Here is a 14186-nt window from a genome sequence, read left to right as displayed (position 1 = left end):
GTGCGGGATCGACGGAATCGATGACGGAGGGCCAGGACGGATGCAGAGCATGACCACGGAGATCCCTCTCGCGACGACGGCTGCCGAGGCGGCCGGAGCCGCCGCCGGTCTCGCCGTCGCGTCGCTGCTGGTGGCGTTCGTCCAGCTCGTCCTCGCCGCCGGTGTCTACGTGTGGACCGCCCTCGCGCTGAGCGCCGTCTTCCGGAAGGTCGACCGACCCGCCGCGCGCGCCTGGATCCCGGTGCTGAACCTCTGGACCCTGTTCGAGGTGGCCGGGATGAAGGGATGGTGGGCGGCGGTCCTCGTCGGCGGGGGCCTGCTCACCACGATCCTCGCCTCGGTCCTCAACGCGGTGTTCGTCGCCTCGGCGCAGAACGCCGCGTTCGGCGGCTCGGGCGGCGACGCCGCCGGGGCTCTCCTCGGCGCGACGGTGGTGCCCCTCGTCCTCGTGCTCCTCTTCGCGGCGGGAGCGATCATCCTCCTCGTCCGAATGATGGGCCCCCTGAACCGCGGGTTCGAGCGGGGCGGCGGGTTCGTCGTGCTGGGCGTCCTCCTGTTCCCCGTCTGGGCCTCGGTCATCGGGTGGGGCACGGCGCAGTGGCACGGCCTGCCACGTACCGGACTGCCGCCGACGCCGTTCGCGGGCGACGCGCAGCCGGCGACGGCCGCGGCATCCGTCCCGTCGGACACGACCGCGTTCGCGCCGCCCTCGACGACCCCGTTCCCCGCCGCCGCACCGGTCACGCCGTGGTCGCCGCCGCCGCTCGCGCCGGCCCCCTCCGCGGCTCCCGCCGCCACGCCGGCGGCGCCGCTGCCACCCGCCCCGGCGGCGACCGAGGTCGAGGAGCACACCGTGCTGGCGGCGCACCGACGCCCGAGCGCCTCGCTGCGGCTGCCGAACGGGCAGACGGTCCCGCTCACCGCCGATCTCGTCGTCCTCGGGCGCAATCCGACGCCCCCGGCGCAGGCGCCCGGTGCCCAGCCCGTCCCCGTCGACGACGCCACCCGCACGGTCTCGAAGACGCACGCGCTGCTGCGCCGCGGCGAGGATGGCTGGAGCATCACCGACCTGTCCTCGACCAACGGCGTGATCGTCGGCGACGGCGACGCCGAGATCGCGGTGGGCACGCCGGTCCCCGTCTCGGGGCGGTTCCTCCTCGGCGACGCGGAGCTGTTCCTCGACGTGGGAGCCCGATGACCTCCCCCCGCCCGCTGCACGTCGAGGTCATCAGCGGATCGCTCACCGACACCGGACTGCGGCGTCGGGTGAACGAGGACGCGCACCTCGCGAGCTTCCCCGTGTTCATCGTCGCCGACGGCATGGGCGGTCACGAGGCGGGTGACCGCGCCGCGGCCGCCGTCGTCGACGCCTTCCGGGGGTTCGTCGGCCGCGGCGACGTCGCGCCCGAGGAGGTCGCCGAGGCCGTCCACGCCGCCCACCGCGCCGTCGGCGCGATCGCCCGCGGCACCACCCGCGGCGCCGGGTCCACGCTCACCGGCGTCGTGGCCGTGCAGCAGGGCGGGGAGCCCCGGTGGCTCGTCGTCAACATCGGCGACTCCCGCGTGTACCGCCTGCTCTCCGAGCGCCTGGAGCAGGTGACCGTCGACCACTCCATCGCGCAGGAGATGGTGGATGCCGGGCGCCTGACCCGCGACGAGATGTCGACATTCGAGGGGCGCAACGTGATCACGCGCGCTGTCGGCGGCGAGCGCAGCCCCGCCGACTTCTGGCTGCTGCCGGTGGTCACCGGGGAGCGCATCCTCATCTGCTCCGACGGCCTCTCGGGCGAGATCACCGACGAGGCGATCCGGGCGGGCCTGCTGAGCGGCGCGTCCCCGGCGCAGACGACGGGGTCGCTCATCGCCCAGGCGCTCGCCCACGGCGGCCGCGACAACGTGACGGCGATCGTCGTCGACGTGGTGGGGGGCGGCATCCACCCCCGCCTCGAGGACACGACCGGCGGCCTCGTCACGAGCGAACCCGCGACCGGCACGATCGAGGTCGAGACGGTGCCGTCGCGGCGGAGACGCCATGACTGACCCGTTCGAGGACGAGACGCGCCTCGCGCCCCGCACGCGCCGCGAGCTGCGGGCCGAGCGCGACGACGACACCCGGCTCGTCGCACGTCGGGCCGAGACGGGTCCGGTCGCGGCACCGGAGGACACCGACGAGACGCTCCTCGCCGAGCGGCGCACCGACGAGGGCACCCGGGCGACGGCCCGACGCGTCGGGCCCACGACGACGGCGGGGACGTCCATCGCGCACGGCCGCGCCGACACGCCGCGGACCGCCTCGGCCCCGGGCACGCTCGTGTCGCAGCCGGTCTACGCGCCTCGGCGCGGCGAGCCCGCCGCACGCGTCGTGCGGACCCCGGTCGCGCCCCCGGTCTCCCCGGCGCCCGCACCGGCGCGCCGGTCGCGCGCAGGGCTGCTGCTGCTCGTCGGCCTCGTCGGCACGGCGGTCGTCGCCGGCGCCGTCTGGGGCATCGTCGTGCTCGTTCAAGGGGGAATGTGATGACGGAGGACATCGAGACGACGGCCGAGACGGAGGCCGCCGAGCTCGGGATCGAGTTCTGCGGGGAGTGGTTCCACCCGACGCCGGGTGAGACCTTCTCCATCGGTCGCGACGCGGACCTCGTCATCGACACGAACCCGTACCTGCACCGCCGGCTGCTGGAGATCGAGTCGTCGCAGGGCATGTGGTGGCTCACCAACACGGGCCGGTCCATCTCGGTCGCGCTCGCCACGGCCGACGGCGCCTACCAGGCGATGCTCGGTCCGGGAACGCGCGTGCCGCTCGTGTTCCCCGAGCTCGTCGTCATGTTCACGGCGGGCGCCTACACGTACGAGTTCACGATCCGCAACGGCGCCGCCCGCTTCACGGGACGCACGTCCCCGCTCGAGGGCGACAGCACCGACGGTGGCACGACGATCAGCGCGGTCCCGCTGACGGCCAGCCAGCGACTACTGCTCATCGCCCTGTGCGAGCCGATCCTGCGCGGCGGGATGATGGGATCGAGTCAGATCCCCACCTCGGCGAAGGCCGCCGAGCGCCTGGGCTGGCCGCTCACGACGTTCAACCGCAAGCTCGACAACGTGTGCGACAAGTTCGACCGCGAGGGGGTGCAGGGCCTGCGCGGCGGCGCCGGCAAGCTCGCCACGAACCGGCGCGCGCGCCTCGTCGAGCACGCCGTCCTCTCGCGCCTGGTCACGGCGGCCGACCTGCCGCTGCTGGACGCCCCGCAGACCGCCGACCGCTGAGCCGGGTCCGGCAGGCGGCGGGCGACCGCCGGCATCCGCCCGCGCGATAGCATCGAAGGCTGTGTCCGCACCCGCCCCCGTCCTCTCGTATCCCCCGGAGCTGCCCGTCAGCGCCGCGCGGGAGGAGATCACGCGCGCCATCGCGGAGAACCAGGTCGTCATCGTCGCCGGTGCCACCGGGTCGGGCAAGACGACGCAGCTGCCGAAGATGTGCCTCGAGCTCGGGCGCACGCGCATCGCCCACACGCAGCCCCGCCGCATCGCCGCCCGCTCGATCGCCGAACGCCTCGCCCACGAGGTGCAGGTGCCGCTTGGTGGGGCGATCGGCTACAAGGTCCGCTTCACGGACGAGGTGACCGACGCCACGCAGGTCACGCTCATGACCGACGGCATCCTGCTGGGCGAGATCCACCGCGACCGTCTGCTGCGCCGCTACGACACGATCATCGTCGACGAGGCGCACGAGCGTTCGCTCAATGTCGACTTCCTGCTGGGGTACCTCGCCCGCATCCTGCCCGAGCGTCCCGACCTGAAGGTGATCATCACCTCGGCGACGATCGACCCCGAGAGCTTCGCGGCGCACTTCGCCGCGACCGCACCGGACGGCGAGCGCGTGCCCGCCCCGATCATCGAGGTCTCGGGCCGCACCTACCCCGTCGAGATCCGTTACCGCCCGCACGACACCGCGTCCGAGGACGACGTCGACGGGCTGCTCGCGGCGCTCCGCGAGCTCGACCGCGAGCCCGACGGCGACGTGCTCGTCTTCCTCCCCGGCGAGGCCGAGATCCGCGACGCGATGGATGCCGTCCGCGGCCTCTACGCGAAGGACGCGCGTCCGACGGAGGTGCTGCCCCTGTTCGGCCGGCTCAGCTCCGCCGAGCAGCACCGCGTGTTCGAGCCGTCTTCGGTCGCCGGGGTGCGGCGGCGGATCATCCTCGCCACGAACGTCGCCGAGACGAGCCTCACGGTCCCCGGTATCCGCTACGTCGTCGACGCCGGCACGGCGCGCATCTCGCGCTACAGCGTGCGGTCGAAGATCCAGCGCCTGCCGATCGAGGCGATCTCGCAGGCCTCCGCGCAGCAGCGCTCGGGGCGCGCCGGCCGCACGTCGGCGGGCATCGCGATCCGCCTCTACGGCGAGGACGACTTCACCGCGCGGCCGGAGTTCACCGAGCCCGAGATCCTGCGCACCTCGCTCGCATCGGTGATCCTGCAGATGCTCTCGCTCGGGTTCGGCGACGTCACGGAGTTCCCGTTCCTCACGAAGCCCGACAGCCGCGGCGTGAAGGCCGCGGTCGAACTGCTCACCGAGCTCCGCGCCGTGACGGGGCGCACGGGCGCGATGCGACTGACGGGCCTCGGCCGGCGGATCGCCCGCCTGCCGATCGACCCCCGGTTCGCGCGGATGCTGCTGGAGGCCGAGAAGCTCGGCGTCTCGCGCGACGTCCTCGCGATCGTCGCGGGTCTGTCGATCCAGGACGTCCGCGAACGCCCCGAGGAGCGCCGGGAGGAGGCCGACCGGCTGCACGCCCGGTTCGTCGACCCGACGAGCGACTTCCTCACCCTGCTGAACCTCTGGAACCATCTCCGCGAGCAGCAGCGCGAGCTGGGTTCGAGCGCGTTCCGGCGCCTGTGCCGCAGCGAGCACCTCAACTACGTGCGGGTGCGGGAGTGGTTCGACGTGCACCGCCAGCTGAGCACGCTGTCGCGCTCGGGCGCCCCGAAGGACGCGCCCCGCCGCACCGCCGGCGCCGCCGACTCCGATGCGCTGCACCGCGCGATCCTCTCGGGGCTCCTGTCGCACATCGGCATCCTCGACACGCGCTCGGTCACGACCGATCCCGCCAAGAAGAACGCCCGCAAGCCCCTCCCGCAGTACCGGGGTGCCCGCGGCGCCTCGTTCGCGATCTTCCCCGGTTCGGGCCTGCGCAAAGCCTCACCCGACGCCGTCATGGCCGCCGAGCTCGTCGAGACCTCGCGCCTGTTCGGCCGGACCGTCGCAGCGATCGACCCCGCGTGGGCCGAGGACCTCGCCGGCGACCTCGCGCACCGCAGTCTCAGCGACCCGCACTGGTCGAAGGATGCCGGTGCCGCCGTCGCGGCCGAGAAGGTGACGCTCTTCGGGGTCGAGATCATCCCGCGCCGGCGCGTGCAGCTCGCCCGCCGCGACCGCGACCTGGCGCGCGAACTGTTCCTGCGCCACGCGCTCGTCGAGGGCGAGTGGAACAGCCAGCACCTCGACAAGCGGCTCACCGCGTTCGAGCGCCGCAACGGCGAGCTCCGCCGCCAGCTCGAGCGCATCGAGGAGCGGGAGCGTCGCCGCGACATCCTCGTCGGCGACGAGGCCGTGTACGCCTTCTACGACGCGCGCGTGCCGCACGACGTGTTCGACGTCCGCTCGTTCGAGGCGTGGTGGCGCGAGACGCAGCCGCGCACCCCGAAGCTGCTCGACATGACCGAGGCCGACCTCCTCGGCGAGTCCGCCCGCACCGACGAGCGCGAGTTCCCGGCGCGCTGGCGTCAGGGCGACCAGGTGCTGTCGGTCGCCTACCGGTTCGAGCCGGGCGCTGCCGATGACGGCGTCAGCATCGTCGTGCCGCTGGCCCTCCTCGCCCAGCTGCGCCCCGACGGTTTCGACTGGCAGGTACCCGGGATGCGGGACGAGCTCGTCACGGCGCTCATCAAGGCGCTCCCGAAGGCGATCCGGCGCCACGTCGTCCCGGCCGCGGACTGGGCGGCGACCCTCGGCGACGAGCTGCGCGGCTCGGGGCCGGAGGACACCGACGGACTCCCGACATCCACCCTGCGCGCGGCGCTCGCCGCACGCATCCAGCGCGTCGCGCACCAGCCGGTGACCGAGCGCGACTTCGACCTCGAGCGCGTGCCCGCCCACCTGACCGTCTCGTTCCGCGCCGTCGACCAGCGCGGGCGCACGGTGGGGTCGTCCCGCGATCTGCGCGAGCTGCAGGACCGCCTCGCCGGTCGCGCCCGCGAGTCGGTCGCCCGGTCGCTCAGCCCGAAGAGAGGGCCGCAGCCCTCGGCATCCCCCGCCGCGGCCGTCGCGGCCGCGAGCGCACCGATCGAACGCACGGGCATCACGACGTGGGACGTCGGCGACCTGCCGGCCGTCGTCGACACGAAGGTCGCCGGCGGTGTCGTCCGCGGCTACCCCGCCCTCGTCGATACGAAGGACGCCGTGTCGCTGCGGATCGAGGCGACCGCCGAGCGCGCGGCCGACCTCACCCGCGCGGGCGCGCGGCGCCTGCTGCTGCTCGCCGTCCCCTCCCCCACGGCCTATGTCATGGACCACCTGACCGCCCCCGAGAAGCTGGCCCTCGCGGCGTCGCCGTACCCCTCGGCGAAGGCGCTGATCGAGGACGCCCGGGTCGCCGTGGCCGACGCCGTCATGGGCGACGCCGTCCTCCGCACCGAGGCCGCGTTCACGGCCGCCCGCGACGCGTTCTCGAGCCGCGTCGTCGACGAGCTGTTCCAGACCGTGTCGCTCGCCGCCCGCATCCTCACCCTGCAGCGCGATGTCGAACGTGCCATCAAGAACCAGAACTCGATGACGCTGCTCGCCGCCCTCGGCGACGTGAAGGGTCAGCTCGCGGCGCTCCTGCACCCGGGCTTCCTCTCCCGCACCGGCACTGCCCGCCTCGCGCACCTGCCGCGTTACCTGCAGGGAGCGAAGGACCGCGTCGACGCCCTCTCCGACAACCCCGGCCGCGACCGCCAGCGGATGACCGAGTACGAGCGCGCCGCAGCCCTGTTCGCGGATGCCGGGGGCACCCTCCCGCTCCCCGCCGGCGCTCCCGCGCACCTGGTGCACGCGCGGTGGCTCCTCGAGGAGTTCCGCGTGAGCCTGTTCGCGCAGCGCCTCGGCACCGCCGAGCCGGTGTCGCTGCAGCGGATCTCGAAGGCGCTCGCGGAGCGCGGCTGAACTCAGCCGGCCCGCAGCAGGTCGCGGTAGAACTCGATCCCCCGCAGCCACGACCCCACGCGGATGCGCTCGTTGTGCGAGTGCAGGGCCTCCCGCTCGCCGCGCGTCAGGTGGAACGGCGTGAACCGGTACACGTGATCGCTGATCGCGGTGAACCACCGGCTGTCGCTGGCGCCGAGCTGGATGTAGGGCGTCGGGACGACGTCCTCCCCGAGCGCCGACGCGGTGGCGGCGACGAGGCGGTCCCATGCGGGCCCCGTCCACGGCGACACCGGCGAGGGCTCCGAGGCCGACGCGACCTCGACCTCGACGTGGCGGTCGGCGATGACACGACGGATGCGGGCGGCCGCCGACGCAGCCGTGTCGCCGGGCAGCAGCCTGACGTTCACGCTCGCCCGGGCGGAGGTGGCGAGGACGTTCGCCCCCGCGGCGCCGGCGAGCTCGGTCACCACCGCCGTCGTCCGCACGAGGGCGTTCAGCTCGGGACCGAGCCGCGGGAAGACCTTCGCGAGCAGCCGTCCCGTCACGCCGATGCTCGCGAAGACGGGCCGCAGCGGGCCGGTCGTGTGCGGGGCGACGGTCTCGAACATCGCGCGCACGGGCGGCACGAGACGCGTCGGAAACGGCCGGCGATGCAGCCGCAGCACCGCCCGCGCGAGCCGCGCGGTCGCGGGGTCGCGCGGCGGGGTCGAGGCGTGCCCGCCGAGCTCCCGCGCGGTGAGGTGCACGGTCATGACGCCGCGCTCGGCGACGCCGATCACGGCGGTGGGCACGTGCACCCCGGGGATCGCGCCCTCGACGACCGCGCCGCCCTCGTCGAGCACGAGCGAGGGCCGCACGCCGCGCTGCCGCAGGACCTCGACGATGGCCTGGGCGCCGTCGCCGGCGACCTCCTCGTTGTGGCCGAAGGCGAGGTAGACGTCCCGCTGCGGCGTGAACCCCTCGGTGACGAGGGCGTCGACGGCTTCGAGGATCGCGACGAGAGCACCCTTGTCGTCGACCGCGCCGCGCGCGTGGATCTCGGCGTCGTCGCCCGCCCCGACCGTCTCGGCGCCGAACGGGTCGCGGTCCCACTCGTCCGCGACGACCGGCACGACGTCGATGTGCGCCATGAGGACGAGGGGAGCCGCGGCATCCGCTCCGCGCCAGCGGTAGAGCAGCGAGTATCCGCCGACGACCTCGCGCTCGAGCGCGCCGTGGAGCGCGGGGTAGAGCCGCTCGACGGCGTCCCGGAAGCGGACGAACGGTGCACCGTCGGCATCCGGTTCCCCCGGCGGCATCGACACCGTCGGGATCCGCAGCAGCTCGCGGAACCGGTCGAGGGCGGCGGCGTCGGGACGGGTCACGATCCGACTCTAGATCCGGTGCGCACGCTGCGCCGATAGGCTCGGGCGATGACCTCTCTTCGCTGGGGAATCCTGGCCACCGGCGGCATCGCGCACGCCTTCACCTCGGACCTGAAGACGGCGGGGCGCACCGTCACCGCCGTCGGCTCGCGCCGGCTCGACTCCGCGCAGGCGTTCGCGGAGCAGTACGGGATCCCCCACGCCCACGGATCGTACGAGGATCTCGTCGCCGACCCCGAGGTGGACATCGTCTACATCGCGACCCCGCACAGCCACCACCTCGCGGGCGCCGCGCTCGCCCTCGAGCACGGCAAGCACGTCCTCATCGAGAAGCCCCTCACGCTCGACGCCGACCAGGCCGTCGCGATCCGCGACCTCGCCGCCGATCACGGTCTGCTCGCGATGGAGGCGATGTGGACCCGCTACCTCCCCCACATGGTGCGCCTGCGCGAGATCCTCGCCGACGGCGTGATCGGCGAGGTCCGCCTCGTGAGCGCCGACCACACCCAGAACATCACCGACGACCCGAGCCACCGTCTCAACGACCTCGCGCTCGGCGGGGGCGCGCTGCTCGACCTCGGCATCTACCCGGTTTCGTTCGCCTGGGACGTCCTCGGCGCACCGGCAGAGATCCGCGCCACGGCGCAGCTGGCCGCGACCGGGGCCGACACCGACGTCGCGATCGCGATGGTGCACGCGAACGGCGGCGTGTCCTCGCTCCTCACCTCCTCGCGCGCGGCGGGCGCCAACGCCGCCCAGGTCGTCGGGACGAAGGGGCGCATCGAGATCGACGGCGTTTTCTACGCGCCGACCACGTTCCGCGTGTTCGGGGCGGACGGGGCGCTCGTCGAGGAGTTCCGCACCGAGATCGACGGCCGCGGCATGCAGTTCCAGGCCCTCCACGCCGAGCAGCTCGTCGCGCAGGGGCGCACCGACGGCGACATCCTCCCGATCGACGAGAGCGTCGCGATCATGGGCACGCTCGACGAGATCCGCCGGCAGATCGGCGTCGTCTACCCGCGCGGCTGACGCCGCGGCTCAGGCCGGGTCGCCGAGCTCACGACGACGCCGGGCGAGTTCCGCGCGCAGCCGCTCCTCCTCGATCTCGCGCTCGAGGTCGGCGAGCTGCTGCTCGGTCGAGCGGGACTCGTGCGCGCGCACCGGCGGCGGGGCGGGTTCGCTCGCCCAGGGGGCGAACTGCGGCGGACGGCTGACCTCGCGCCGCGGGTACTCGCGCCCGATCGCGAACCACAGCACCGTCCCGAGGAACGGCAGCAGAATGACGACGAAGAGCCAGACCGTCTTGGGCATGTGCTTCACGAGGCTCTGATCGCGCGTGATGATGTCGACCAGCGCGAAGATCATCCCGGCCAGTACGACGAGCGAGACCAGATAGGGCATGCGCCCGAGCCTATGAGTCAGCGGTGAACGACCGCATCCCCTCCTCCGCGTCGGGAAGAGGGGATGCGGTGGGCCGGTGAGCGTACCGGTTCAGCCGGTGGTCAGGGCACCGATGAGGCCGCTCACGACCATGTAGAGACCCACGGCGCCGCCGCAGATCCACATCGTGATCCGCGCGGTCGTCGGACCGGGTCGGTCGAGGTCGCCCGTGGGCAGATTCTTCGCCATCTCAGTGGCCTGCCCGACGCTTGTTGTAGACGTCGAAGGCGACGGCGAACAGCAGCACGAGACCCTTCACGGCCTGCTGCCAGTCGATGCCGATGCCCATGATCGACATGCCGTTGTTCAGGACACCGATGATGAGACCACCGATGATCGCGCCGCCGATCGTGCCGACACCGCCCTGCACCGCCGCGCCGCCGATGAAGGCCGCCGAGATCGCCTCGAGCTCGAAGCCCTCACCCGCCTTGGGACCGGCGAGGTTGAGGCGCGCGGTGAAGATGAGGCCCGCCAGTGCGGCGAGGACACCCATGTTCACGAAGAGCCAGAAGTCCACCCGACGCGTCTTGATGCCCGACAGCTCCGCCGCGTGGCGGTTGCCGCCGATGGCGTAGATGTGACGGCCGAAGACCGTGCGGTTCATCACGATGCCGTAGACGAGCACGAGGACGGCGAGCACGATCAGGGTGACCGGGATGCCCTTGTACGAGGCCAGCGCGAGGGTGAACCAGCCGATGACGACCGCGACGAGCGCGAGCTTGGCGATGAACCAGATGAGCGGATCGACGTCCTGGTCGTACTTCTGGCGGCCGAGGCGCGTGCGGACCTGCTGCACCGCGAGGGCGACGATGGCGACCCCACCGATGACGAGGGTGAACAGGTCGGGGTCGGACTCGCCGAACAGCCCCGCGAGGAAGCCGTTGCCGAGCGCGCGGTACTCCGTCGGGAACGAGCCGATGTTCTGATTGCCGAGCACCACGAGCGCGAGGCCGCGGAAGATCAGCATGCCCGCGAGGGTCACGATGAAGGCGGGGATGCCGACGTACGCGACCCAGAAGCCCTGCCAGGCGCCGACGAGGGCACCGATCAGGAGCGACAAGATGATCGCGACGCCCCAGGGCAGTCCCATGTCGACCGCCAGCACACCCGACACGGCGCCGATGAAGGCCGCGACGGACCCGACGGACAGGTCGATGTGGCCGGCGATGATGATCATCACCATTCCGATCGCCAGCACGAGGATGTACCCGTTCTGGACGACCAGGTTCGACAGGTTCTGCGGACGCAGCAGGATGCCGTCGGTGAGGATCGCGAACAGGACGACGACCGCGATCAGGGCGATGAAGATGCCGTTGCGGCCGAGGTCGGACAGGACCGTCGCCAGCCAGTGGGTGACGCGGTTGTCGGACGGATGGATGCCGCCGCCGGCGGCGGTCTCCGTGGAAGTGGTGTTGGACATGTGTGTCTCCTGCCCCGTCAGCGGGGCTTCTCCATGGTCATGAGTTTGAGGACGTGTTCGGGGGTGGCCTCGCTGATCGGCACCTCACCGGTGATCCGACCCTCCGACAGCGCGTACACGCGGTCGGAGATGCCGAGGAGTTCGGGGAGCTCCGACGAGATGACGATGACGCCCTTCCCGGCGGCGGCGAGCTTGTTGATGATCGTGTAGATCTCGTACTTCGCTCCGACGTCGATGCCGCGGGTGGGCTCGTCGAGGATGAGCACCTCGGGATCGGAGTAGATCCACTTCGACAGGACGACCTTCTGCTGGTTGCCGCCCGAGAGCTTCCCGGTCTTGGCGAGCACGGTCGGCGCCTTGATGTTCATGCTCTTGCGGTACTGGTTGGCGACGGCGAACTCCTCGTTGTCGTCGACCAGCCCCGCCTTCTCGAGCTTCTTCAGCGACGCCATCGAGACGTTCCGCTTGATGTCGTCGATGAGGTTCAGTCCGTAGGTCTTGCGGTCCTCGGTGGCGTACGCGAGGCCGTTGGCGATGGCCTCCGACACCGTGCGGGTGCGGATCTCCTGGCCGCGCATGAAGACCTTGCCCGAGATGCGGGTGCCGTAGCTGTGGCCGAACAGGCTCATCGCGAACTCGGTGCGGCCGGCGCCCATGAGGCCGGCGATCCCGACGATCTCGCCCGCACGGACCGTGATCGACACGTCGTCGACGACGACACGGGTCGGGTCCTGCGGGTGGTGCGCGGTCCAGTTCTCGACACGCAGCAGCTCGTCGCCGATCTGCGGTTCGTGGTCGGGGTAGCGGTGCTCGAGGTCGCGACCCACCATGTCCTTGATGATGCGGTCCTCGGTGACGTCGGACTTCGCGATCGTCTCGATCGTCTTGCCGTCGCGGATGACCGTGACGGCGTCGGCGACCTTCTTGATCTCGTTCAGCTTGTGGCTGATGATGATCGACGTGATCCCCTCCTCGCGGAGGCTGAGGATCAGATCGAGCAGGTGATCGGAGTCCTCGTCGTTCAGCGCGGCGGTCGGCTCGTCGAGGATGAGGAGCTTGACCTCCTTCGAGAGCGCCTTGGCGATCTCGACGAGCTGCTGCTTGCCGACACCGAGCTGGTTGACCTTGGTGGTGGGGTTCTCGCGCAGTCCGACGCGCTTGAGGAGCTCCGCCGCCTCGAAGTTGGTCTTGTTCCAGTCGATGAGGCCGCCGGCGCCCGTGCGCTCGTTGTTGAGGAAGATGTTCTCGGCGATCGAGAGGTAGGGGCTGAGGGCGAGCTCCTGGTGGATGATGACGATGCCGCGCGCTTCGCTGTCGCGCAGGCTCTTGAACTCGACGACGTCGCCGGCGTAGTGGATCTCGCCGTCGTAGGTGCCGTGCGGGTAGACACCCGACAGCACCTTCATGAGCGTCGACTTGCCGGCGCCGTTCTCGCCGCAGATGGCGTGGATCTCGCCGCGCTGGACGGCGAAGTTGACGTTCGACAGCGCCTTCACGCCAGGGAACGTCTTGGTGATGCCGCGCATCTCGAGGATGGTCTCGGTCACGATCTCCGACTTCCGTGAGGGATGGATGGGGGTGCGTCGGCGGCGAGGCGAACCTCGCCGCCGACGCGGATGGTCAGTGGCGGACCCGGGTCAGAGACCCAGCTCCTCCGCCGTCCAGTAGCCCGTGTCGACGAGCGCCGACTGGACGTTGTCCTTGACGACCGGGACCGGGGCCAGCAGGTACGACGGGACGACCTTGACGTCGTTGTCGTACGTGGTGGTGTCGTTGGTCTCGGGCTCTTCGTCGTTGAGCACGGCGACGGCCATGTCCGCGGCGACCTTGGCCAGCTCGCGGGTGTCCTTGAAGATCGTCGCGTACTGCTCGCCGCTCAGGATGGCCTTGACCGAGTCGACCTCGGCGTCCTGACCGGAGATGATCGGCCACTCCTCACCGACGGAGTAGCCGGCGTCGGCGAGAGCCGAGATGATGCCGCGCGAGATGCCGTCGTAGGGCGACAGGACGGCGTCGACCTGCGTGCCGTCGCTGTAGTTGGCCGTGAGGATGTCCTCCATGCGGCTCTGCGCGGTCTCGCCGTCCCAGCGGAGCGTCGCTGCCTGCTCGATGCTCGTCTGGCCCGACTTGACGACGAGCGTGCCGTCCTCGATGTAGGGCTTCAGCACGTCCATCGCGCCGTTGAAGAAGAAGAACGCGTTGTTGTCGTCCAGCGAGCCGGCGAACAGCTCGATGTTGAACGGCCCCTTGGGCGCGTCGTCCAGCTTGTTGCCCTCGAGGTCGGTCAGGCCGAGACCGTTGAGGACGGTCCACGCCTGCTGGTTGCCGACGAGCTCGTTGTCGAACGTCGCGTAGTAGTCGACGTTCTCGGTGCCCTTGATGAGGCGGTCGTAGGCGATGACGGGGATGTCGGCATCCGCCGCGTTCTGCAGGGCCTCGGTCAGCGTCGTGCCGTCGATCGAGGCGACGATCAGCGCCTCGGCGCCCTTGGTGATCATGTTCTCGATCTGCGAGACCTGGGTGGGGATGTCGTCCTCGGCGTACTGCAGGTCGACCTTGTAGCCCTGGTCCTCCAGTGCCTTCTTGACGGCGTCGCCGTCCTGGATCCAGCGCTCGGAGCTCTTGGTCGGCATCGCGACGCCGATCAGGCCGCCGTCCCCGCCGCCCTCGTTGCCGCCGCCGCTGGTGCCACCGCCGTTGCCGCCGGCGCATGCCGTGAGTGCGAGGGCGCCGGCTGCGAGGCCGACGAAGATGATCCTCTTGAGTTTCACTGTGATTC

Annotated in this window: 12 protein-coding genes; 6 read left to right on the top strand and 6 right to left on the bottom strand. The window is 71.5% G+C overall.

What is annotated here, in order from left to right; translation table 11 throughout:
* The first annotated feature begins 49 nt into the window (after positions 1-49).
* The 5 genes from ACPEH2_RS02455 (at position 50) to hrpA (ending at position 7201) form a co-directional block, all read left to right on the top strand.
* Entirely contained in the window at positions 50-1198 is a 1149-nt protein-coding gene (locus ACPEH2_RS02455) for an FHA domain-containing protein (RefSeq protein ID WP_423718182.1), read from the top strand.
* Positions 1195-2040, top strand: coding sequence for a PP2C family protein-serine/threonine phosphatase (locus ACPEH2_RS02450; protein WP_423718181.1), 846 nt, complete (start codon positions 1195-1197; stop codon positions 2038-2040). Before ACPEH2_RS02455 ends, ACPEH2_RS02450 begins: the two co-directional genes overlap by 4 nt.
* A complete protein-coding gene (locus tag ACPEH2_RS02445) occupies positions 2033-2515 on the top strand; it encodes a hypothetical protein (protein WP_366213311.1) in 483 nt (160 codons plus the stop codon). The genes ACPEH2_RS02450 and ACPEH2_RS02445 overlap by 8 nt, the downstream gene beginning before the upstream one ends.
* Positions 2515-3261 carry a hypothetical protein gene (locus ACPEH2_RS02440; protein ID WP_423718180.1) on the top strand — a complete coding sequence of 249 codons (747 nt, stop codon included), beginning with the start codon at positions 2515-2517 and terminating at the stop codon, positions 3259-3261. The genes ACPEH2_RS02445 and ACPEH2_RS02440 overlap by 1 nt, the downstream gene beginning before the upstream one ends.
* A 61-nt stretch (positions 3262-3322) precedes the next feature.
* Entirely contained in the window at positions 3323-7201 is a 3879-nt protein-coding gene (hrpA, locus tag ACPEH2_RS02435; protein WP_423718179.1) for an ATP-dependent RNA helicase HrpA, read from the top strand.
* A 2-nt stretch (positions 7202-7203) separates the two neighbouring features.
* On the opposite strand, the gene ACPEH2_RS02430 is transcribed toward hrpA, so the two are convergent.
* Positions 7204-8547 (bottom strand): M20/M25/M40 family metallo-hydrolase, encoded by a 1344-nt coding sequence (locus tag ACPEH2_RS02430; protein WP_423718178.1) that lies wholly within the window; start codon positions 8545-8547, stop codon positions 7204-7206.
* A gap of 48 nt (positions 8548-8595) precedes the next feature.
* Here ACPEH2_RS02430 and ACPEH2_RS02425 point away from each other — a divergent pair, with 48 nt between their 5' ends.
* Entirely contained in the window at positions 8596-9576 is a 981-nt protein-coding gene (locus ACPEH2_RS02425; RefSeq protein WP_366213314.1) for a Gfo/Idh/MocA family protein, read from the top strand.
* Positions 9577-9585: 9 nt separating this feature from the next.
* On the opposite strand, the gene ACPEH2_RS02420 is transcribed toward ACPEH2_RS02425, so the two are convergent.
* From ACPEH2_RS02420 to chvE, 5 genes are all read right to left on the bottom strand, one after another.
* On the bottom strand, positions 9586-9948 hold the full coding sequence (locus ACPEH2_RS02420; RefSeq protein WP_217530491.1) for a PLD nuclease N-terminal domain-containing protein: 363 nt from the start codon (positions 9946-9948) through the stop codon (positions 9586-9588).
* Between the two features lie 90 nt (positions 9949-10038).
* Positions 10039-10176 (bottom strand): hypothetical protein, encoded by a 138-nt coding sequence (locus tag ACPEH2_RS02415; RefSeq protein ID WP_311862569.1) that lies wholly within the window; start codon positions 10174-10176, stop codon positions 10039-10041.
* 1 nt (position 10177) lies between these two features.
* The gene (gene mmsB / locus ACPEH2_RS02410) at positions 10178-11407 is read right to left on the bottom strand and encodes a multiple monosaccharide ABC transporter permease (RefSeq protein ID WP_423718177.1); all 1230 of its coding nucleotides are present in this window, start codon (positions 11405-11407) and stop codon (positions 10178-10180) included.
* Between the two features lie 17 nt (positions 11408-11424).
* Positions 11425-12954: a multiple monosaccharide ABC transporter ATP-binding protein gene (mmsA, locus tag ACPEH2_RS02405; protein WP_423718176.1), complete on the bottom strand. Its 1530-nt coding sequence runs from the start codon at positions 12952-12954 to the stop codon at positions 11425-11427.
* A 90-nt stretch (positions 12955-13044) separates the two neighbouring features.
* On the bottom strand, positions 13045-14178 hold the full coding sequence (gene chvE, locus ACPEH2_RS02400) for a multiple monosaccharide ABC transporter substrate-binding protein (RefSeq protein ID WP_064001686.1): 1134 nt from the start codon (positions 14176-14178) through the stop codon (positions 13045-13047).
* Positions 14179-14186 lie beyond the last annotated feature (8 nt).

Origin of the sequence: Microbacterium sp. NPDC064942 (assembly GCF_049545525.1) — a bacterium.
GTDB lineage: Bacteria > Actinomycetota > Actinomycetes > Actinomycetales > Microbacteriaceae > Microbacterium > Microbacterium gawkjiense.
Note: the sequence above shows the minus strand (reverse complement) of the source record. Positions and strands in the feature narration are given on the sequence as shown.